At 44.4% G+C, this 22,531-nt stretch carries 23 protein-coding genes and 1 riboswitch; of the genes, 3 read left to right on the top strand and 20 right to left on the bottom strand.

Going from position 1 to position 22,531, the window contains the following annotated elements; genetic code table 11:
- Positions 1–226: 226 nt before the first annotated feature.
- From PAEAM_RS10080 to pdhA, 7 genes are all read right to left on the bottom strand, one after another.
- Positions 227–1,714 (bottom strand): glutamate synthase subunit beta, encoded by a 1,488-nt coding sequence (locus tag PAEAM_RS10080; protein ID WP_036673826.1) that lies wholly within the window; start codon positions 1,712–1,714, stop codon positions 227–229.
- A 616-nt stretch (positions 1,715–2,330) separates the two neighbouring features.
- The gene (locus PAEAM_RS10075) at positions 2,331–2,819 is read right to left on the bottom strand and encodes a dihydrofolate reductase (RefSeq protein WP_100527396.1); all 489 of its coding nucleotides are present in this window, start codon (positions 2,817–2,819) and stop codon (positions 2,331–2,333) included.
- Between the two features lie 50 nt (positions 2,820–2,869).
- Positions 2,870–3,664: a thymidylate synthase gene (gene thyA / locus PAEAM_RS10070; protein ID WP_100527395.1), complete on the bottom strand. Its 795-nt coding sequence runs from the start codon at positions 3,662–3,664 to the stop codon at positions 2,870–2,872.
- Positions 3,665–4,141: 477 nt separating this feature from the next.
- Positions 4,142–5,557, bottom strand: a complete 1,416-nt coding sequence (lpdA, locus tag PAEAM_RS10065) for a dihydrolipoyl dehydrogenase (RefSeq protein WP_036613658.1) — start codon at positions 5,555–5,557, stop codon at positions 4,142–4,144.
- A 3-nt stretch (positions 5,558–5,560) separates the two neighbouring features.
- Positions 5,561–6,880: a dihydrolipoamide acetyltransferase family protein gene (locus PAEAM_RS10060; protein WP_047843378.1), complete on the bottom strand. Its 1,320-nt coding sequence runs from the start codon at positions 6,878–6,880 to the stop codon at positions 5,561–5,563.
- Between the two features lie 176 nt (positions 6,881–7,056).
- Positions 7,057–8,034, bottom strand: a complete 978-nt coding sequence (locus tag PAEAM_RS10055; protein ID WP_100527394.1) for an alpha-ketoacid dehydrogenase subunit beta — start codon at positions 8,032–8,034, stop codon at positions 7,057–7,059.
- 101 nt (positions 8,035–8,135) lie between these two features.
- Positions 8,136–9,203 carry a pyruvate dehydrogenase (acetyl-transferring) E1 component subunit alpha gene (gene pdhA / locus PAEAM_RS10050; RefSeq protein ID WP_017688072.1) on the bottom strand — a complete coding sequence of 356 codons (1,068 nt, stop codon included), beginning with the start codon at positions 9,201–9,203 and terminating at the stop codon, positions 8,136–8,138.
- A 256-nt stretch (positions 9,204–9,459) separates the two neighbouring features.
- Between pdhA and PAEAM_RS10045 the strand changes: the two genes are divergently transcribed.
- Positions 9,460–10,194 carry an alpha/beta hydrolase gene (locus PAEAM_RS10045; RefSeq protein WP_100527393.1) on the top strand — a complete coding sequence of 245 codons (735 nt, stop codon included), beginning with the start codon at positions 9,460–9,462 and terminating at the stop codon, positions 10,192–10,194.
- A gap of 165 nt (positions 10,195–10,359) precedes the next feature.
- Here PAEAM_RS10045 and PAEAM_RS10040 read toward each other — a convergent pair whose 3' ends face one another.
- Positions 10,360–10,830, bottom strand: coding sequence for a low molecular weight protein-tyrosine-phosphatase (locus PAEAM_RS10040; protein WP_100527392.1), 471 nt, complete (start codon positions 10,828–10,830; stop codon positions 10,360–10,362).
- A 1-nt stretch (position 10,831) separates the two neighbouring features.
- A complete protein-coding gene (locus tag PAEAM_RS10035; RefSeq protein ID WP_100527391.1) occupies positions 10,832–11,533 on the bottom strand; it encodes a trimeric intracellular cation channel family protein in 702 nt (233 codons plus the stop codon).
- A 182-nt stretch (positions 11,534–11,715) separates the two neighbouring features.
- Here PAEAM_RS10035 and PAEAM_RS10030 point away from each other — a divergent pair, with 182 nt between their 5' ends.
- Positions 11,716–12,357, top strand: a complete 642-nt coding sequence (locus PAEAM_RS10030; protein WP_100527390.1) for a thiamine diphosphokinase — start codon at positions 11,716–11,718, stop codon at positions 12,355–12,357.
- A 296-nt stretch (positions 12,358–12,653) separates the two neighbouring features.
- The gene (locus PAEAM_RS10025; protein ID WP_091029367.1) at positions 12,654–13,154 is read left to right on the top strand and encodes a C40 family peptidase; all 501 of its coding nucleotides are present in this window, start codon (positions 12,654–12,656) and stop codon (positions 13,152–13,154) included.
- 110 nt (positions 13,155–13,264) lie between these two features.
- Here PAEAM_RS10025 and PAEAM_RS10020 read toward each other — a convergent pair whose 3' ends face one another.
- From PAEAM_RS10020 to PAEAM_RS09970, 11 genes are all read right to left on the bottom strand, one after another.
- Complete coding sequence (locus PAEAM_RS10020) at positions 13,265–13,969, bottom strand: response regulator transcription factor (protein WP_051449965.1); 705 nt, start codon at positions 13,967–13,969, stop codon at positions 13,265–13,267.
- A 119-nt stretch (positions 13,970–14,088) separates the two neighbouring features.
- A complete protein-coding gene (locus PAEAM_RS10015; RefSeq protein WP_100527389.1) occupies positions 14,089–15,138 on the bottom strand; it encodes a ThiF family adenylyltransferase in 1,050 nt (349 codons plus the stop codon).
- Positions 15,135–15,902, bottom strand: coding sequence for a thiazole synthase (locus tag PAEAM_RS10010; RefSeq protein ID WP_100527660.1), 768 nt, complete (start codon positions 15,900–15,902; stop codon positions 15,135–15,137). Before PAEAM_RS10010 ends, PAEAM_RS10015 begins: the two co-directional genes overlap by 4 nt.
- Positions 15,903–15,904: 2 nt before the next feature.
- Positions 15,905–16,108 carry a sulfur carrier protein ThiS gene (thiS, locus tag PAEAM_RS10005; protein WP_036613636.1) on the bottom strand — a complete coding sequence of 68 codons (204 nt, stop codon included), beginning with the start codon at positions 16,106–16,108 and terminating at the stop codon, positions 15,905–15,907.
- Positions 16,105–17,271: a glycine oxidase ThiO gene (thiO, locus tag PAEAM_RS10000; protein WP_165789869.1), complete on the bottom strand. Its 1,167-nt coding sequence runs from the start codon at positions 17,269–17,271 to the stop codon at positions 16,105–16,107. The genes thiS and thiO overlap by 4 nt, the downstream gene beginning before the upstream one ends.
- A 17-nt stretch (positions 17,272–17,288) precedes the next feature.
- The gene (locus tag PAEAM_RS09995) at positions 17,289–17,951 is read right to left on the bottom strand and encodes a thiamine phosphate synthase (protein ID WP_133120426.1); all 663 of its coding nucleotides are present in this window, start codon (positions 17,949–17,951) and stop codon (positions 17,289–17,291) included.
- A gap of 226 nt (positions 17,952–18,177) precedes the next feature.
- Positions 18,178–18,287, bottom strand: a riboswitch (TPP riboswitch).
- 74 nt (positions 18,288–18,361) lie between these two features.
- Complete coding sequence (locus PAEAM_RS09990; protein ID WP_100527386.1) at positions 18,362–19,912, bottom strand: ABC-F family ATP-binding cassette domain-containing protein; 1,551 nt, start codon at positions 19,910–19,912, stop codon at positions 18,362–18,364.
- 138 nt (positions 19,913–20,050) lie between these two features.
- Complete coding sequence (locus tag PAEAM_RS09985; RefSeq protein WP_100527385.1) at positions 20,051–21,034, bottom strand: hypothetical protein; 984 nt, start codon at positions 21,032–21,034, stop codon at positions 20,051–20,053.
- Positions 21,021–21,572 carry a hypothetical protein gene (locus tag PAEAM_RS09980; RefSeq protein ID WP_100527384.1) on the bottom strand — a complete coding sequence of 184 codons (552 nt, stop codon included), beginning with the start codon at positions 21,570–21,572 and terminating at the stop codon, positions 21,021–21,023. Before PAEAM_RS09980 ends, PAEAM_RS09985 begins: the two co-directional genes overlap by 14 nt.
- Entirely contained in the window at positions 21,569–21,967 is a 399-nt protein-coding gene (locus PAEAM_RS09975; protein WP_047843388.1) for a hypothetical protein, read from the bottom strand. The genes PAEAM_RS09980 and PAEAM_RS09975 overlap by 4 nt, the downstream gene beginning before the upstream one ends.
- Before the next feature lie 16 nt (positions 21,968–21,983).
- Entirely contained in the window at positions 21,984–22,469 is a 486-nt protein-coding gene (locus PAEAM_RS09970; protein ID WP_036673846.1) for a hypothetical protein, read from the bottom strand.
- Positions 22,470–22,531: the final 62 nt, after the last annotated feature.

Below are 22,531 nucleotides of genomic sequence, written 5' to 3'. Positions count from 1 at the left end.
GTCGCACCTCCGATTTATATTCATTGAAATTTACTTTTATCGTACGGATTCATGGTTTCAGTTAACCCTTATTTATAATCATTATAATATAATAATAAATCTTTATCACTTAAAAAGCAATGATATTGCTCACACTTACATGAAATATGTAGTCAAATTGGTTAAAATAACAGCAAACAACCCTCGCTGATCGCGAAGGTTGTCATTGATATCTTGTTCTATACTTTTACACCAGAACCGAAGCACCCATCAAGTATTTGTCCACTTCACGAGCAGCCTCACGGCCTTCATTAATCGCCCATACAACCAAGCTTTGACCACGACGCATGTCACCTGCTGCAAATACTTTATCCACATTGGTGTTGTATTTGCCGTAACGTGCCTTAACGTTTGTGCGACGATCTGTTGCAAGTCCCAGTTGCTCGACCAACGTTTGTTCCGGTCCATCAAAACCAATGGCAATCATGGCCATCTGAGCCGGGAATACACGCTCTGTACCTGGAATCGGCTGATAAATCTTGCGACCAGTCTCATCCACAATACGCTCGATCTGTACTGTATGCAATTCTTTGAGGTTCCCCTCATCGTCTCCGACAAATTTCGTTGTCATGATGGAGAACTCACGCGGATCTTGACCAAACAACGCTTTGGCTTCCTCTTGCGCATAATCAAGTGTGTATACGTTCGGGAATTGCGGCCAAGGGTTGTTAATTCGATCACGCTCCATAGGCGCTTGTGTATGCGTACCGAATTGAGTGATCGTACGACAACCATGGCGCAGCGATGTAGCCACACAGTCAGATCCTGTATCACCGCCACCAATGACGATAATATCTTTATCTTTAGCGGACAGATATTGACCATCTTCCAGATTGGAGTCCAGATAACTCTTAATGCTGCCATTCAGGAAATCCATTGCGTAATGAACGCCTTTCAAGTCGCTGCCTTCAATATTGAATTCACGCGGCTTCGTTGCACCACCGCACAATACAACAGCGTCATATTCATCCACCAGTTGTTGTGCTGCAATATCTTTACCAATCTCGGTGTTCGTAATGAATTGAATGCCTTCTGCTTCGAGCAGATCAACACGACGTTGAACTACGTTTTTATCCAATTTCATCGTTGGGATACCGTACATCAGCAATCCGCCGACACGGTCCGAACGCTCATATACGGTTACCGAGTGTCCTGCTTTATTCAACTGAGCGGCAGTAGCTAATCCCGCTGGACCTGAACCTACCACAGCTACACGTTTACCCGTGCGTTTTTCAGGAGGTTGGGGAACCACCCATCCTTCTTCGAAACCTTTTTCAATAATTGCTTCTTCAATCGTTTTGATGGTTACAGGCTGACCAATTAGGCCAACTGTACATGATCCTTCACAAGGAGCTGGACAGACGCGACCTGTAAACTCTGGGAAATTATTCGTTTTGTGAAGGCGCTCAAGTGCTTCTCTCCACAGTCCGCGATATACAAGATTATTCCATTCTGGAATCAGGTTATGCACGGGGCAACCTGATGTGCCGCCAATCATATCTATACCTGTATGGCAATACGGGGTACCACAATCCATGCATCGTGCACCTTGTGTTCTGAGCTCTTCTTCAGCCATGTGTTTATGAAACTCTTCCCAATCCTTAATCCGCTCCGCTGGCTCACGATCTGTTGGCAGTTGACGTTTGTATTCCATAAATCCAGTAGGTGTAGACATCTTACGTTTTCCCCCATCCGTTCTTGTCTTAATCCCTTCATGTGCATGGTTCTATATGAAATGGATTACTCATTACTTGAGTTTTTGTATATTGTATCACAAAATCTTCTCGAAGATATTTCAATTATAGTAGCATTTACTGTGCTGAATATTAAATGGATTATCCGCATAATTATTTGTATTTTATACATCATATCTTTCAAGTCTACCCATGGTCAATACCCTTATTTTGGTGTTAAATGTGGTTTTGAACTGCGAAATCTGGTGTGTGTTACAGAAATAAAAGGTCGAAACGTTAAGTGAATGTTAGATAATTTGTCATCAAATCCAACATGTTTTGCTATAAATCGTTCTCAATTCCGAATATCAGACCTGTTTTAGGGCTTCACGACGTTAAACCCCCAAAACTTTTACACTTTTTTACTGTTTAATGCTTGGCCGTATGTATATTATACATAAATTCCAATTACTTATGTTATATTAATGTTATATGTATTCTAGTTTAAACAAGTGACTCATTTTTTTATAAAGAAAAGACGCTGTTCACGAATATTTCGTAATCAGCGCCCTCTCATCATACAAATACGACCGAAGTCAGGAATTTCCTATACCATATTTACCGTTTACGTTCGTAAAATTCGAATGTATACTCATGAACATTTTTTTCATCCTGTTCGCCTTCAATCTGTTCAATCAGTTCCCATTCGGACCAATCCACTTCAGGGAAAAACGTATCTCCCTCAAAATTCTCATGAATTTTGGTCACCACAAGACGATCTGCAAGTGGCAGGAACTCACGATACACTTGGGAACCCCCAATTACGCACAGTTCCTCACCTTTGGTTACACTCAGACCCTCCTCAATCGTATGTACGACTTCAGCCTGTTCCACCTTGTAGTTCAGATCTCTTGTCACTACGATATTACGACGCTGAGGAAGCGGCTTACCGCCAAAAGATTCCCACGTATTACGTCCCATGATAATGGTTTTGTTCAGCGTACGTTGTTTGAAAAAGGCCATATCCTTGGGTAAACGCCATGGAATCGAATTATTTAATCCGATCACACCGTTCTCCCCCATTGCCCATACCAATTCAATACTCAAGGGTAATACACTCCTTCAATCCAAGTCTCTTGTCGAGATTGAACACATAATTAGACTGCAATTGGAGCTTTAATGCCCGGATGATGCTGATAGTTCTCAAACTCGAAATCTTCAAACTTATAATCAAAAATAGAATCCGGTTTACGTTTGATTACCAGCTTAGGTAAAGCATAAGGTTCACGCTCCAGCTGCGTTTTAACCTGATCAACATGGTTAGAGTAGATGTGAACATCCCCTCCAGACCAGATGAACTCACCTACCTCAAGATCACATTGCTGGGCGATCATATGAGTCAAGAGCGCATAACTCGCGATGTTAAACGGCAATCCGAGGAACGTATCCACGGAACGCATCGTAAGCATACAAGATAATTTACCCTCTGCAACGTAAAACTGAAACGCAAAATGACAAGGTGGAAGCTTCATATTATTGATCTCAGCCACATTCCATGCGCTGACAAGGTGACGCCGTGAATCCGGATTATTTTTGATCGAATCAATGACTGCGGCGATCTGATCAATTTTTTCTCCGTTTGGTGCTTCCCATGTGCGCCACTGCGAGCCGTATACCGGACCGAGATCCCCATTTTCGTCCGCCCAATCGTCCCAGATCTTCACACCGTTTTCTTTCAAATAAGATATATTGGTATCGCCACTCAAAAACCATAACAGTTCATGAATAACCGATTTGAGATGAATTCGTTTGGTTGTTACCAGCGGAAATCCTTTGGAGAGATCATAACGGAGTTGTCTGCCAAATACAGATTGTGTTCCTGTTCCTGTACGGTCTCCTTTATGCACGCCGTTGTTCAGAATATCCTGCAATAAATCGAGATAGTTTTTCATGTTGTTATCCCCTCACTAAAGAATATTTACACTTACCACTCCGATGACAGAACAACCTTCCGATCGCTGTTATCCCCAGATTTTTTTAATCTCCTTTTCCAAAGGTAAAATCCGGGGATAAAGTCAAAGCGTATGCTTCCGATGCAGCTTTCCTTCAGAAAGCTTTTAGCTCCGCTTCTTCAGGTTTTTTCTGTCCTCTACGTTCTCGTGTAAAAGGTTAGTTTAACTAAATATATAGACCGTGATTGGCTTGGAGCCACATCATGACTGATCATTACTACAGTGTACCACAATTGAGTTGTTGGATAAAATCAATTCACTGAAACTTATGAGCGTGTAAATTTTCATCATATTACATACACGAGTATCTTAAATTTCTTGGCTCTTGCTCAGAAAAAAGAGACGAATAACGCGTTAACGTCATTCGTCTCTTCTGATATACGTATAATGCCGGACGGATCCGAAGCTTAGATGATCTTAACGGGAGATGATGTGGATCGGGTGACCCATAACCAATTCCGCAGCTTCCATCACGATTTCGCCCAAAGTTGGGTGAGCGTGAATTGTGAGAGCCAGATCTTCCAAAGTTGCGCCCATCTCAATTGCCAAACCAAGCTCAGCAATCAAGTTGGAAGCTTCCAGACCTACGATTTGGCAACCCAATACAAGGCCGCTTTCTTCGTCAGCTACGATTTTCACGAAGCCTTCAGCGTGGTTCAAAGATACAGCACGGCCGTTACCCGCATAAGGGAACTTGCCAGCTTTTACTTTGTAACCTTTTTCTTTAGCTTCTTTCTCAGTGTAACCTACGCTGGAACACTCTGGATCTGTGAACACAACAGCTGGCATACATTTGTAGTCAACTACAGATGGTTGTCCTGCGATTGCTTCAGCAGCCACTTTACCTTCATAAGAAGCTTTGTGTGCCAGAGCCAAGCCAGATACGATATCACCGATTGCGAAGATGTGAGGAATGCTGGTACGACCTTGGTGGTCAACTTTGACAAATCCACGCTCGTCAACGTCAACACCAATCATGTCAAGACCCAGTTCTCCATCTGTGTTTGGACGACGTCCAACAGTTACTAGCAGGTAATCTGCAGTTACTTCTTTGGACTCACCATTTACAGAGTACTTAACAGTTACATCTTTATCCGTTTGCTCAGCACTTTCAGCTTTTGCACCCGTTACGATTTCGATGCCTGTTTTCTTCATGTTTTTAGCCACGAGGCTAGTCATGTCTTTATCGAAACCTGGCAGTACTGTATCCAAACCTTCGATGATTGTTACTTTCGCACCAAATTTGGAGTACATTTGACCAAGCTCAGCACCGATATATCCGCCACCGATAACGATCATGCTTTTTGGTACTTCAGGCAAATTCAGAGCTTCTGTCGAAGACAGAATGCGTCCGCCAAACGGGAAAGGTTTCAGTTCGATTGGACGGGAACCTGTTGCAATAATTGCATTTTTAAACTTGTAACGTGGAGACTCGTGGTCATTGAATACACGAGCTTCGTTTTCGTTGATGAACATGCACTCACCGTTGAAAACTTCAACTTTGTTGCCTTTGAGCAAACCAGCTACGCCGCCAGTCATTTTCTTAACAACGCCGTTTTTGAACTCTTGAGTTTTGCTGAAGTCCACTTTTACGTTCTCAGCAGAGATACCAAAAGCTTCACCGTGAAGTGCAGACTCATATTGGTGTGCAGCAGAGATCAGGGCTTTGGATGGAATACATCCACGGTTCAAACAAACACCGCCCAGTTCGGATTTGTCTACGATCAATACGCTTTGGCCCAGTTGAGCAGCGCGGATGGCAGCTACATAGCCGCCAGGACCCGCACCAATTACTAATGTGTCGATATTGAGAGAAGCGTCGCCTACTACCATATCTTACACCTCCATAACAAGCAGCTCAGGGTTAGCGAGCAGCTGTTTAATGTAATTCATAAAGTTTTGTGCTGTTGCGCCATCGATGATACGGTGGTCAAAGCTCAGGGAAAGAGCCATTACAGGTGCTGCAACTACTTCGCCGTTTTTGATCACTGCTTTTTCGCTGATGCGTCCTGTTCCGAGAATAGCAACTTCAGGGAAGTTGATGATTGGAGTGAAGAACATACCGCCAGCAGAACCGATGTTACTGATGGAGATTGTGCTTCCTCTCATTTCATTCGCGCTCAATTTGCCCTCACGACCACGAGCAGCCAGATCACGGATAGAATCAGCAATCATCCAGATGGATTTACGATCAGCATCTTTGATAACAGGAACGATCAAGCCGTTGTCTGTATCTGTAGCGATACCGATGTTGTAGTATTTTTTGTAAACAATTTCGTTAGCTTCTTCATCAATCATAGCGTTCAGAGCCGGGAATTGGCGGGAAGCCGCAACCAGTGCTTTAACGATGAATGGCAGATAAGTAACTTTTGTTCCTTTTTTCTCTGCAATTGGTTTCATGCGAGTACGGAAAGCAACCAATTCAGTTACGTCCACTTCGTCCATGATTGTAACGTGAGGTGCTGTGTAAGCCGATTTAACCATTGCATTAGAGATCGCTTTACGGATACCTTTGAATGGTACGCGCTCTTCTTCAACGTGTTGATCAGCTGCAGCTGCTGGTGCTGCGGATTTTTTCTCTTCTTGAGCCGGAGCTTCGGATGATGCCGCTGCGGAAGAACCGCCACCGTTTTTGAAGGATTCAACATCTTCTTTGGTTACTTTACCGTTGTTGCCAGTGCCGTTAACCTGAGCGATGTCTACACCTTGTTCGCGAGCAAATTTACGCACGCTTGGTGTTGCCAGAACGTCTTTGGCAGGTACTGCCGGAACGCTATTGTTGCCGCCTTCTTTAGCTGCATCCGAGCTGGAAGCTGCTGCAGAAGAACCGCTTGTGTCAGCTCCGCCTTGAGCTGCATCTTTCTCTTGCTCGCCTTGATCGCCAGCAGGAGCGTCGTCTTGCTCAGGAAGTTCGCCTTCTGCATCGATGATCGCTACAACTTCACCAACGTGGCAGACTTGACCGTCTTTAGCGAATACTTCTGTAACTGTTCCGTTAACCGGACAAGGTACTTCTACAACCGCTTTGTCGTTCTGTACTTCCATGATGATGTCGTCGTCAGTTACTTTGTCACCGACTTTGATGTGCATCTTGATGATTTCGCCTTCGTGCAGGCCTTCGCCCAATTCAGGGAATTTATATTCAAATTTAGCCAACTGAAAAACCTCCTTGATTATGTGCTCAATCCTGAAAACAACCCTTAACTCCAAGAAACAACTGTTACTGCTAATGCAAATAACTGTTACTCAAGGGGCTAATGGCTGTTTACAGTGCAGCTTGCGCTGCGGTGTGAATCACCATACTGCGCCTTGCGGCATGTCAGATGATTAAATTAGAAATTTACGACTTTGTTAACCGCAGCAATGATACGCGCCGGGTTAGGCAGCCATGTATCTTCGATTTGTGCAAATGGATATACAGTGTCCGGACCAGCTACACGCAGAACCGGCGCTTCCAAGTGCAGGATTGCTTTTTCATTGATTTGGGCAATGACTTCAGCTGCAACACCTGCGCTCTTTTGAGCTTCCTGTACAACAATTGCACGGTTTGTTTTCTTAACGGAAGCAACGATAGTATCGATGTCGATCGGGCTAACCGTACGAAGGTCGATAACTTCAACTTTGATTCCTTGTTTTTCGAGTTCATCTGCTGCTTTCACAGAAGTGTGAACCATCATACCGTAAGTAATGATCGTTACATCAGAACCTTCACGAACAACGTTCGCTTTACCCAACTCAACAACGTAATCTTCTTCAGGCACTTCTGCACGGAAAGCATGGTACAAGTTCAAGTGCTCCATGAAGAATACAGGATCGTTATCGCGAATAGAAGCGATCATCAGACCTTTTGCATCGTAAGGGTTAGAAGGAACAACGACTTTGATACCTGGTGTTTGCGTGAGCAGACCTTCCAAGGAATCTGTATGCAATTCTGCCGCTTTTACGCCGCCACCGAATGGTGTACGGAATACGATTGGAGAATTGTATTTTCCACCGGAGCGGAAACGCATACGAGCAGCTTGCACTACCATTTGGTCAAGGGCTTCGAAGATAAAACCAACGAATTGGATCTCAGCAACCGGACGGAAGCCTTGTACACCCAGACCTACAGCCAGACCACCAATAGCGGACTCAGCCAGTGGTGTATCAAATACACGCTCTTCGCCAAACTCTTTTTGCAGACCTTCCGTTACGCGGAAAACGCCGCCTACATTACCTACGTCTTCACCGAAAAGCAGAACGTTAGGATCACGTTTCAACTCCACGCGAAGCGCATCACGGATTGCTTCTTTCATGTTCATTTGTGCCATTTGCTTCATTTCCTCCTTAAACATTGACAGTTCACATTTGAATTCGTACATGTATACCGGGACATTAAAGTCGCGGATGTTTATGCTTTATCGGAAAAAACTTATTGGAAATCAGCTTTTTGCTCTTCCAAGTGCTTAGGCGTTTGTTCGAACATGCTGTCGATCAAGCCTGAAATCGTCATTTTCTCGGTTTTTTCCGCTTTTTTGATCTCTTCATTTACTTTAGCTTTTGCTTCTTCTTTCACACGTGCTGTATCTTCTTCAGTCCAAAGACCTTTTTTCTCCAGATATTTAGCGAAACGTGCGATAGGATCTTTAGCAGACCATTCTGCCTCTTCTTCTTTTGTACGATACTTGGAAGCATCATCAGAAAGGGAGTGAGGACGGAAACGGTAAGTTACTGCTTCGATCAATGTTGCGCCTTCTCCGTTACGTCCACGCTCAGCAGCTTCCTGAACAGCTTTGATAACAGCGAAGATGTCCATACCGTCAACTTTAACACCTTTGATACCTGCTGCTACCGCTTTGTGAGCGATGGAAAGAGCTGCAGTTTGTTTAGCAAAAGGAGTAGTGATGGCATAACCATTGTTTTGTACAAAGAAGATAACAGGCAGTTTGTATACACCAGCGTAGTTCAGACCTTCATAGAAGTCACCTTCAGAAGAACCGCCATCACCTGTGTACGTGATAACAACTTGTTTTTGTTTCTTCAATTTGTAACCCATAGCGATACCCATTGCATGCAGAATTTGTGCACCAATGATGATTTGTGGCATCAATACATTAACGCCATCTGGAATTTGTCCACCATGTTGGTGTCCACGGGAGTACAAGAATGCTTGATAAAGAGGAAGTCCATGCCATACGAGTTGCGGAATGTCACGATAGCCAGGACATACAAAGTCTTCTTTTTCAATTGCAAATTCACTACCAACCATTGTCGCTTCTTGACCAGATACTGGAGCATAGAAACCAAGACGACCTTGACGGCCCAGGTTTACTGCACGGTCATCCCAAGTACGGGTAAATACCATGCGGTACATAATTTCTTTTAATTGATCATCGGAAAGTGTAGGCATCATGTCTTTGTTAACAATTTCGCCGTCAGGAGACAGCACGGACAGAGCTTCTACATCCTCTGTATACACTTCATAAGGAACCTTGCTCATTTTTTTCTTCACCTCAACAAAAAATTTGAATATCAAGTTCCGCTGTTATAATATTATTATACACCTGTTTCACTCCATACGTCAAAGAAATCCGTAATTTTTTTATGTTTCCTGCCGGATTGTATGTATAACAGGGGATTAATATTGGTATAACAGCATAATACATGACTGCGTGTTTGACCTAACCCCGCACAAGGGTAATCTTACCGTATTGCGCGGTCGAATGCAAAAAATTAACCGAGAAAGGTGACGTTTTATGACGGATTCCCGCTATTTGAAACGCACGATTGTGAAGGAAGAGATTGAAAGTCGCTATCTCGGAGAGAAGCGAACGCTCCGTATTTACCTTCCTCCGGGCTATAACGAATTGCTTAGCTACCCTGTCGTATATTGTCAGGATGGCGAAGAATTTTTTAATTTCGGACGAATTGCTACAACAGCTAACCAAATTATTCTGGACGAAGGAGCCGAACCTTTCATTATTGTAGGGGTTCAGGTCGATGTGTCCGTGAGAACGAAGGAATATGCTCCATTTGGAGATCGGTTCAAGGCATATACCGCTTGCTTCGCTGAAGAGATTATTCCCTATATAGAAGAGAAATATCCTGTGCGCCGTTCTCCGCAGGAACGCATTCTTGCCGGAGACTCGCTCGGTGGTAGTGTTTCGCTTCATCTTGCTCTGTTATATCCGGATCTGTTCACACGTGTGATCAGCCTGTCTGGCGCCTTCTACTCTGCTTCTCAGGAAATCTATGCCGCAGCTGAAGATCTTTCTTGGCTCTCGATCTGGATGATTGTTGGTTTGCAGGAGACTGATTTCGAAGCAGACACAGGTACGTATGATTTCGTTCAATTAAACCGGGATACTCGAGAATTGCTGGAAAAACGTGGTGCCCTCGTCTCCTACCAGGAGAAAGACGGAAAACACCAATGGGGTTTTTGGCAGAAGGAATTGCCCGAAGCATTACTTTATTTTCTTCAGGAAAGATAAAAGGACCACTTTAACAGGCGGCTGAAATGCCGCTATTGTTTTTTATTTTAATGATACCGCTTACAATTGTAACCTGAAAAAGAAGCAGGATATCCTGCTTGCTTTAAGTGCTCTACTCCTGCTTCTTTGTCGAATTACAAATTAAGCATGAATTTCGTTTACTTTTTAGGCTAAGGAATGTTCCGATTCAATCTTACTCAACAGAACATCGCAGCCTGCGTTAACCAGCTCGTACACCTCTTCAAAATTGCCCGTATAATATGGGTCAGGTACTTCTCTGAGTTTTTCCTCGGGAAGCATGTCCATGAACTTGATGATGTCCGCCTCAGCTCCGCCTGGAACGTTGCGCACATTATCTGCATTGGAATTGTCCATACACACAATGTAATCAAATTGAGTAAAGTCTTCGCTGGCGAACTGTCTTGCTGCCATGTTGGCATAAGAAATCTGGTACGAATCCAGCAATTTTCGAGTCCCTTCATGCGGAGGTTTACCAACATGCCAGTCCCCTGTACCCGCTGAGTCCACACGAATCTGGTGTTCAAACCCCTTCTCAAGGACTTTGTGACGCAAAACGGCTTCAGCCATTGGTGATCTACATATATTACCCAGACATACAAACAACACATTAATCATATTAATCCCCCTTGCTTAACGTACCTTGAAGTACCGACGATGATGGCTGTGTCACAATGCTCTCTGGCTGAGGACTGACGTTTCCGGTCTCAGATGGTACGAGCGAACGACGTGGCAGTTTCCATTTATAATGTACAGAACACATCCGGAAGAACACAACGGCCGCGAAACAAAATAATAATCCAGCATTCGTTGTTAACCAACCCATACCTATAACAAAACCGGCTGTCATTGCCCATACAGCATAGATTTCGTCACGCAATACAAGCGGTTTACGTCCAGCAAGCACATCACGAATAACGCCTCCACCAATACCGGTCATCACTGCTGCAACGATAACTGCGCTAATGGGATGTCCCATGTTCGCCGCGTACAGCGCCCCTTGAATTGCAAATGCTGCGAGTCCGATTGCATCAAACAACGCCTCTGTTCGCTTCCAGTGACTAATCCACTTGAGAGGTAATATAAACGCAATCGCTACAGATACTAAGGCTAACATAATAAGTGATCCCTGACTCCATAGTGTCGTTACAGGTATACCTATAAGTACATTCCGGATAATCCCGCCTCCGAATGCCGTGACAAGTCCAAGCACTAGTACACCCAGAATGTCATACTCCTCTTCCATTGCCACGAAAGCGCCGGACATTGCAAATGCGATAGTGCCTATAATGCTGAATACTTCAAAAATGTGTAAGTCCAACCTGTTCAAACCTCACTTTTCAAGTCATCTCCATGTCGCTCTACCCATTGTATCCGCGAGCACTTAAATTGTGCAACCACATTTTGTGGATTATACTGGTTTGGTGAATATATTTGTACAGGTTCCAACATTATATTTGGACTATGAACTATTTTTCTCTGAATTAGGAAGGATGAAATAAAATGACGGCGAAACGGATTATTATTTTTACAGGCGGAAACTTATCTGTAGAATTACTTCAGGAAATACGAGAAGATGATATGATCATCGCGGCCGATCGCGGTGCATTATTTTTAATTGAACACGGCATTCAGCCACACATTTCAGTTGGTGACTTCGACTCCATTAATGAAGAGGAACGTATTATTGTAAGTAACAATAGCATTCGATTCATTACATGTGACCCTGTTCATAAAGATCTCACTGATACAGAAATGGCTTTTGAGACAGCGCTAGATTACGAACCTTCTCACATCTTAATGTTAGGTGCTACAGGTACACGTATGGATCACACACTCGCCAATGTACATATCATGGTTCGCGCGATGCAGCATCATATCTCCTGTGCCATTCAGGACAAGCACAACTACATGACACTGACCACATCCAAAGCTGAAGTTGAGCACCGGGACTATAAATATGTTTCTCTGCTCCCCTTGACTCATGAAGTTACAGGAATAACTCTAGATGGTTTTATGTATCCACTAGATCAAGCCACCATACGCATGGGACAATCCTTGGGTGTAAGCAACCAGCTTTTAGGCTCCTCCGGTACAGTCACTATCGATAGCGGCTTATTACTGATTATTCAGAGCAAAGATTGAATCTACTCGTATGCTTTATAGTTATTTATTACGTTTTTGTAACCAGTGATTCAATGAAGAAAATAGGTTCACACATAACAAAGACCCTTGATATTCAAGGGTCTTTGTTGTTTCATCATTATTCTTCATTCGTCAATGATTAATTTTTTGACATTTTTAATCATATTTTAATAAACATACCCAAACCATTGTGGCGCAAGGGATTACACTCCCCTATCCAATTTCTAGGCTGTTACAAAGCTGTTATACTCGCTCTAGCAACTTAACGAAAACGAATTTTGGAGGTACTAACTAACATGAAAACAAACATCTTTGTCCAAAAGGCCGTAACCGTCGGGTTGTGCGCTACACTAGGTTTTGGAGCTGTATTAATGACTAACGCACCTGTTGCACAGGCAGCAACTGCTTCTGTATCCACAGGTCAACAGATTGTTAACTATGGTAAACAATTCACTGGAACTCCATATAAATTTGGTGCTTCAACCTCAACAACCAAAGTTTTTGATTGCTCTTCTTTTATGAAATATATTTTCAAAAAGTATGGTGTAGATTTGCCGCGCACTTCCGTGAAACAATCCAAAGAAGGTAAAGCTGTGTCTAAAGCTAATCTGCGTGTCGGCGATCTGGTATTTTTCTCCAGTGGTAGCCGTTCTACCGGTTCCAATGTAACTCACGTAGGCGTTTATGCTGGAAATGGTAAGATTCTGCATACGTACGGATCTCCAGGCGTAACCCTCTCTGATCTGGACTCTGGTACTTGGAAGAGAACGTATGTTAAAGCTCGTCGTGTACTTTAGAATCACATCATAGCTAATGAGTAAGGACCGGGGTTTATTATCCGGTCTTTTATTTTTACCCTCTTTTTGCCACACTTTAAACTGGTGATTCATGGAACTAACCTAGTAATCTAATTTTTATCATGCAGCATATAACCGATCCCACGCACAGTATGAATCAGTTTCACACTTCTTCCCTTATCCACCTTAACCCTCAGATGTTTGATATACACATCCACAACGTTGGTATCCATCGCATACTCATATCCCCATACTTCCCGCAAAATATCACTCCGAGTACATGCTTCATTCACATGCAGGGCCAGAAATTCCAGCAATTCGTACTCTTTTGGTGTTAATGTCAGGTATTCACCCGCACGATTTACCCGTCTTGAACGCAAATTCACTTTAAGATCATGAACTACAATTACTTCTTCGCCCTCTGGTGTTGCATTCGCAAAAACACGCAATAAGTTTCGTATTCTGGCAAGCATTACGGTCATGTGGATAGGTTCCTCCATCACGTCATTAGCTCCATAATCCAGCCATTCCACGATGAACTGAGGAGATGCAATTGAAGTAATAACCAGTAGAGGTATAACCTGACCTTTATCTAACCATCGTTTTAATTCTAATTTCTGATCCTGGCCACAATGTTTCGTCCCCTCTTCCCGGTCTACCAGGATGATCAGGTTAATATGCAACAACGAAGGCTCGACGGATTGGTTTAGTTCGGACCACTCCATTCGTTGCACCTCATACCCTTCGCTACATAAAACATCCTGAATAAGGCTGACCTGCTCTCCTGCTCCAATCAGTAAAATGGCTGTTTTCACTCTTTTTCACCCGGCCTGTCTCTATCCCCACTGCTCGCAGCAATGGTTGGTACAGATAGCATGCCGTAAAATGAAAAAGTCCATTCCCTCAAGGGAACAGACTTTGCTTCTTTCTTGCTTTAACCAAAGTAACGATGGACGAGCGTACGTGCTTCAGCTGTGTCTTTTGTTCCGTGTACGAGGACACGTCCATCTTGAAAAATGACCATTCTATGGACTCCTGTTGTAAAAGAAACCAGAAACGGATTGGATTCCACTTTTCCTTCTTGAAGCCTGTTCAGGCGATCTGCTGTATGTTGAAGATCCAGATTCATGCGCCGTGCAGGTCGGATCTGAACGGTGTCCCTGCCACACAACACATCGGTTTTCTCCAGATTGGACGCAGAAAGATATGGATACGTTGCCGAATCTCCGCAGGAAGGACAGTCTTTCTTTTTCGCACCATCCACATTGATGGATATGTATTCGTTCCTCCACACGTCAAATGACAATAACTTACGTCTCAATGCATTTGCATTGCCACTAAGTAACTTCATCGCTTCTGCGGTCTGATTCGCCGTTACCATCTGTACGGCTTGAGGTATGATGCCAGACGTATCACAAGTATCTCCACCCAGAGGGACTTCACCCAGCAAACAATTTAAACATGGCGTATCTCCAGGCATAAATGTATAGGTAATACCGTAACTACCTACGCATCCACCATAAATCCAGGGAATACGGTGCTTCTGTGCCATATCATTAATGAGTAGCCGAGTATCAAAATTATCCGTTGCATCCATGATCAAGTCTGTATGCTGAACGAGTTCTTCCAACTCATCTACTCTGACGTCCAACACTTTCCCTTCCACATGAACCGTGGAATTAATGGCAGATAAACGTTTTTCCGCCGCCATTGCCTTCGGTATCCGCTCCATCGCGTCCTGTTCTACATATAATTGCTGCCGCTGCAGGTTACTCCACTCCACATAATCACGATCCACAATCGTTAAGTGTCCGACTCCTGAACGAACTAACGTTTCTGCAATTCCTGTTCCGAGTGCGCCAGCGCCTACAATTAAAACTCTGCTGCCCTTTAATCTGGCCTGGCCTTCCTTGCCAAGTGGCGCGTACCGTTCCTGTCTGGAATAACGATCGGCCTGCTCGGAAGATGTTAATTGATCTGTCATGTATGAACCATTCCTTCCACCGGACTACTGGCTGCTGCATAACGCTTTACGGGAATCATGCCTGCCTCATATGCCAATCTACCCGCTTCTACCCCCAATCGCATCGCTTTAGCCATGCTCACTGGATCCCCTGATCCGGATACGGCTGTATTTAACAATACGCCATCGGCACCAAGTTCCATCGCATAAGCAACATCTTTTGGGGAGCGCAATCCTGCATCCACAATTACAGGTACAACGGCCTGCTCAATGATGATCTCAAGGTTATAGGGATTGATGATACCTCTACCAGCTCCGATGGGAGAAGCGCCAGGCATTACAGCATGTACGCCAAGCAATTGCAGCCTTTTGGCCAGAATGACATCATCTGAAATATAAGGCAATACCGTGAAGCCCTTTTCCAGCAAAATTTCGCAAGCCTTGTACGTTTCAATCGGATCTGGGAGTAACGTCATTCCATCTCCGATGACTTCGACTTTTATCATATCACAAAGTCCTGAAGCCCGCGCAAGCTCAGCAATCCGCACCGCCTCTTCCGCATTGGAAGCCCCCGCCGTATTCGGAAGAAGTGTGTATTTGTTCAAATCCAACGTATCCAGGAAATGCTTCTGATTACGTTCCTCCAGATTCAGACGACGAACAGCAAAGGTTAAAACTTCCGTTTCAGATGCTTCCACAGCCTGACTTTGCACTTCCAGATCGGAAAACTTGCCTGTTCCGAGCAACAATCTGGACTCAAACGTATATTTACCAATGTTCAACATCATCAACCGCCTCCTACAAAATGTACAATCTCAATTCGATCGCCTTCTCTTAATGCCGTCGTTTCATGGTACTCGCGGGTTAAAATATGCTTATTCAGCTCTACAACTACAGTCTTGACTTGCAGATCAAAAGATTGAAGCAGTTTATCCACACGATTCAATCTGTCTTCAATCTCCATCCGTTGACCATTAACGATGATATTCACTGCACCACTCCCTTTCTGTTCAATCGCTCAGGGCTCAGCGCCTCAATTCCGAGCTCTTCTGAGCTTTTGCCCGCGAGCAATTCAGCGATTAGTCTGCCTGTTATCGCACTGAGCAAAATACCGTTACGGTAATGTCCAAAGGCGGCAAACAGCCCGGGAACACTTTCGCAAGCACCTATATAAGGCAGTCCATCGGGAGTTGCCGGTCTTACGCCTGCCCACGCTCGTATAAATTGCGCTTCTTTCATCCCAGGCACCCAGTGGGTAGCCGCTGTGATCAGCTTCTGAACACCCTGTACAGAAACGTTCAGATCCGTTCTGCCTGGTAGACTGGTTGCCCCGAGCCAAACTTCGCCATTGGCTTTGGGAACAATATAGATATCCTCTGCATACACCGTTCTGTCAGGTCTGTACCCTGCATGTTCATCTGCGAACTGAACGGCGGCTATTTCACCTTTTACCGACCACACAGGCAAGCTCAGATTCACATGTCTCATCAACTCTTCACTCTGTAATCCAGCCGCTATAATGACATGTTTGCATCTCATCTCGCCGATCGATGTGTTGATCCCCTGCACGCCGTGTTCGTTTGCTTGCACACGTATATCCTGTATGTCCTCCATAACCTGTGCTCCCAATACTTGAGCGGATTCAGCATATGCCTTTGTTAGATGGACTGGAAGAATCTCACTCTCGTAAGGTCTGTAGTAGGCTCCATACGTATCTCTGTTAAGCCATGGTGCCTCCTGTTGCACAACGGAACGATCCCACCACACCTCATCAGCAGACAACGCAGACTTCCGATTATTCTTATAGCTGCTTAATTCACTGTATGAACGAAAAGGAGTTAGGAATCCATGGCGTTGCAGACCAACCTCTACATCACTGAGGGTAGCCATTAGTACCTTTTGCTCATGAAGTAACTGCCTGCTCTGCCTGGCAAGCTTAGCCATCAAAGGATGAGCAAAATCCTCACTGTCTGCCGCCAGCATTCCAGCAGCTGCGCAAGAAGTGCCTCCTGCAATCGCCGAACGATCTACCAGCAGTACATCCTGTCCACGGGAAGCAAGCTCATACGCAATGGCACATCCAACAACGCCTCCACCTACAATAATCGTTTCTGCATGAATCTTATCCGGTCTATCAGTAATGATCTTTTTCATCCTCTCATCTCCTTGATTCAGCGGCTCAGACTTTCTGTAGCAACGATAGCCTGCCTTAATAATGCAGCCGCCCGATCCGGGGAATCGCTCGCCCATACATTCGAAATCACAGCGACTCCCTGTGCGCCTGCAGAGCGAATAGCGTGAATGTTTCCCGGTTCGATGCCCCCAATCGCCATGACAGGAATGGAGACACCAGAGCACACTTCAGCCAGAGCATATAATCCTCTTGGTTCAAGATCAGGCTTACTGTTGGTTGAGTAGACATGCCCGAAGAAAAGGTAATCGGCTCCCCGTTCTTCAGCGATTTTTGCCTCATCGATTGAATGAACAGATACACCCAGACGAAGTCGCTGCACATTGCTTATAACAGCAGGGTTATAGTTACGTATCGCATCTTGCCCCCAATGTACACCGCCATAGATGTCATTCTGTGAAGGCAGCTCTGAACCATTGATAACGATGCGACAAGATGGAACGCCAACACCGCGCAGACTTTCAGCCCAACCGATCTTTTGTTGCCACGGGAGTTGTTTCTCTCGTATATGGATGTAGTCCACCCATGGCCAAACGTCCTTTGCAGCTTTTACAAAAGATGCTTGATTCCCTACACCCGTAGATACAACATGCAGTTCAAATGATCCGTGTACACGTACATGAGAAATTACCGTACTTTTCATCTCCTTCCATGCGTGAATGCTATGAAAACACAAAAAAGCCACTCCCGTAGGGGAGTGGCTGCGTATTAATTATAGGACCAGATGACTGACTGATACATACAGTTCATTTCGTGCAATAAAGCTATAGACCTTATAGCCATAACGTTATACACGCAACTGCATGTTTCAATTTACTAAGCAGACGGTTGAGATCCTTTTGAGTTGCCGTTTGCTCACGTCATTCACTGAAACGCGCTCGCCACTTCCCTACGCTGGTATGATCCAGATCAGGTGCAAAGGGTCCGGAATCGCATTCTTCCATCTCAGCCACATCGTGCGGCCCCCCTAGTGTTCATATGAAGTTGTAGCCTATGTTACCATAGAAGGATTTTTTTGTCACCGTTCATTTCTATTAGCGTTGCTTGAATTGTCTAATTTTTCTCAGACCATTCTTCAACATTCCATGTTTTGGTAACCCAACCCTCGTAGAAATCAGGTTCATGAGATACCAGCAACACCGTTCCCTTGAATTCTTGCAAGGCACGCTGTAACTCAGCTTTAGCTGTGACATCCAAATGGTTCGTCGGCTCATCGAATAGAATCCAGTTGCTTTCACGCATCAAGAGTTTGCATAAACGAACCTTGGCTTGCTCTCCACCACTCAGCATGTTAAGCGGACGGGTAATGTGCTCATTTTTCAACCCACAGCGAGCGAGATGACCCCTGACTTCATTCTGGGTCAAATGTGAAAACTCATTCCAGACATCCTCAATCGGCGTGATATTCCCAGCACGAACTTCCTGCTCAAAATATGCCGTTTCGAGATAATCTCCCAAAAAGGTTTTTCCACTGAGTGGAGATATTCTTCCCAAGATCGTCTTCAGCAGTGTCGATTTACCCACACCATTACAGCCTACGATGGCAATTTTCTCACCACGTTCAATCGTCATTGTCATTTTAGGTAGCAAAGGATACGTATATCCAATTTCAAAATCAATACCCTCAAAGACCGTTTTGCTGCTCGCGCGGGCATCCTTGAATTTGAACGTTGGTTTGGCCGCTTCATCTGGACGATCAATTCGATCAATCTTGTCCAGCTGCTTCTCCCGGCTCTTCGCTCGACCTGAAGTGGAAGCACGTGCCTTGTTACGCTGAATGAAATCTTCCTGCTTCTTGATGTACTCTTGCTGCTTCTCGTACGCATCAATATGCTGAGCTTTATTCATATCGGCCATCTCCAGGAACTTGTTATAGTTCGCTGCATATCGCGTTAATTTGGCAAACTCCAAATGATAAATGACATTTACGACTTCATTCATGAATTCCGTATCATGGGAGATTAGAAGAAATGCGTGCGGGTAGTCCTTCAGGTAACGTGACAACCATTCAATGTGCTCTACATCCAGATAGTTGGTCGGCTCATCCAGCAAAAGAGCTGTAGGTTTCTCGAGCAGAAGCTTGGCAAGAAGCACCTTGGTACGTTGTCCACCACTTAGAGCTGCGACATCCCGATCAAGACCAATTGCGGACAAACCAAGACCATTGGCCATCTCTTCTACTTTTACGTCAATCAGATAGAAGTCGCCCTGCTCCAGTTGTTCCTGAATATCGCCCATCTCTTCCAGCAACTGTTCCAGCTTATCTGGATCTGCATCTGCCATCTGGTCCGTAATATTCATCATTTCTTTTTCTAATTCAAGCAACGGAAGGAATGCATCCTTAAGAACGTCACGAATAGTTTTGCCTGGGGTAAGCTTCGTGTGCTGATCCAGATATCCATAACGGACCTTAGGTGTCCATTCCACTTTTCCACTATCTTTAAGCAATTTACCGGTAAGGATGTTCATTAATGTGGATTTACCCACACCATTGGCACCAACAAGTCCTACGCGCTCTCCGGCAAGTAAACGAAACGATACATTTTTAAATAACGTGCGATCTCCAAAATTGTGACTTACGTTCTCTACTGACAATAAACTCATAAGATGAGGTTGCTCCTATCTATTAGACATTACTTTTGTTATTGTTCCGAAACCCTATTCTAGCACAGGTTCCGTCTTTTCTGAAAGTAATGTAAACAGTTCACGAACCTCTTACATGATTTTGTCATACAGGCTACCCTAACGATTAGAGCATTTATATTCGAAATAGCCTTGTGCAGCTGCTTGTTTTGCGTCTGTAAACACCTCTTCAGCACGGTAACCATTACCACATGTGGAGGGATAGTAGTACTTGATACCCGTTAAAGGATCTACCCCACCTACGATGGCCGTTTTCTTCACAAGTCTGCCTCCACCGATCGCATAATTGTTGATCTTTTGGTCACCCACACCTATACCTTGGATAAAGGCCATAATCCCTGTATCGTTAATGGAGTTGTACCAATCTTCCTGCGCAATCAGGGGCATCGTAAACGTATAGGAAATACCGTTCTTTCTGGCAAACTCATTATGGCGGTTAATCACATCAGCCAGATCATCCTGCACAGTAGTCACAATCCGGCTTTGTCTAACTTGCTCAAATACGCTGGTATTCTGAAGTAAAGGAATCTGTGTGGTTGAAGCCAGTTCTTTTTGAAATCCCTCAATCCATTTCCCTGCACTTGCGTCGTAGGCATATACGTAGTCGTCCAGTGTAAAGTTAATACTGTTACCATTAGAATCTGAATATGTATAAGGTTTCTTGGGGCTCCATACTCGCCTGAAAGAATCTTCAAGGTTACCTGTCAACTCTGTTTCTGTGGACAACATATAATAGCCGTCATAATCCAGAATAAGTACGGCAGGAATGTAATTAAACATGTTTCGAATAGCTGCGGGATCATCCTGAATCCCCATATTCAAAGCCATCGTCTGCGTAAATGTCAACAAGGCAAGCTCCTTATCGGCTTTAACAAACTTGGTTGAATCATAACCTGCTTCATCATTTTGCTTCTCATTCTGATGCATCACTGCACCTGCATCCATGACTGCAGTTTGAAGTGCAGATCTGTATCGATGACCAAGATATTGAGCCTCTTCGGCATCTTGGGTATGGAGTGAGATGATCCAGAAGAGCGGGAAGAAGATCAGCACAAATACAATGGATAGCTCAGTAATCTTCATTGAGGACCATACCTCCGTATGTTACAAATACTGCTGAAGCCTGAGCCGTACCACTCAACCATTCACGAATGAGCATGGAAGGTGTACGATTTGTATTTTGGAGCGTCACGGTGAAAAAATCCCCTGTCGTCAACGTATATCTTCGGCCAGGATCATCAACCGGTATCACACCTGAGGATGAGAATAGTCTCTCTCGAATCTGAGCTGCATAATATCCATCCTGCACTACTTCATAGGTCCCGTTAAAACTGTTATTGTCCATCGGGTCTATATAGTGAGGTACATATTTCTTATGTAAATGTTCCATCGACACCTCATACACATTGCCCGTCTGGGCCAGTTGCTCCTCAAACTCAGCCAACATTCGAGGTGAAATATACCCTTTTGTTCGGACAGCATCAACAAAACGTGTTACATTCTGAACAGCCGTCATACGTGCTATATCATCCTGCCGATCGGCTGTTTCAGCAGCTGGGTACACATAGAGCAGAAGGACTGCGAGCAATACGGCAAGCAGCTTGGATGCGGCATTAATCAATTCACACTCGCCTCCTTCCAAAAAACAATCTTGAGCAGTTCTCCAGTTTCATTTCTTATAAACTCTGGTCTGTAGGTGGCATCGAGCTGGACAGGAATCGTCGCTGTTTTGCTGACAAGTGGATCGATCACATACGAAGTTCCATCTACCTCCACAGTAATGCCTGTGCCTGTCATCTGTCTCACGGTATGCAACACTTCCGCACCACTATACTGATACGGATTGGTGGTATGCAGTGTTGTTGTCAGCCGACCTTCCATGCCTGCTGTTGTCTGTACTCTGTCGTTCAAGGCCGCTGATAAAATCTTAACATTCTGTTGCCCGTACAGGCAGGCTGTCACAAACAGGACAACCGCCGTACAAAACAACATGAGATGCTGTGTATTCCGGGACATGTTAAACCAACTCCTGTCAGGATTGCTGGAAGATCAGCCCTCTTACCACGTTCGAACGGTCTTTTACGATAATGGCTTTGAATTTACCACTTGGATTGACATATTGATTTTCTTTTTCACTCATGGTCTGGTTAATAATCCCCACTTTATCGTCGGGTGCAATAACCGAGCCGTAGTCCGCATTATTGAGATCCTGTGAAATGTTTAATTGATTGCCGTACCATTGACCCGCTTTATTTTTACCTGTAATAACTTGAATACCGAACTGATCCTTGTCCGCATATTTACGCAGCGCATTCGTTACCTGTGATCCACTGATGGTTGTTCCGTCATATACCGTAAATGCAGCCTGGGACAACTCGGTTTGGATATCAGCAAAATTGTTCTGGGCCGTCTTGGTTGCCTCCTGAGCCGAAATAAACAACAGAACTACAATTGTGATCAAAGCGATTGTTAAGAATATCCCTGCTGCCACCTTTAAAGCGCTTGATGCATTGTTCATGATAAATCCTCCCAAGTTATAAGTTATTAAAATATTTCAGACTGTCACACAGATGAATTGTG

Source organism: Paenibacillus sp. GM1FR (assembly GCF_002803315.1).
GTDB classification, from domain to species: domain Bacteria; phylum Bacillota; class Bacilli; order Paenibacillales; family Paenibacillaceae; genus Paenibacillus; species Paenibacillus amylolyticus.
This window is presented reverse-complemented; position numbering and strand designations above follow the sequence as displayed.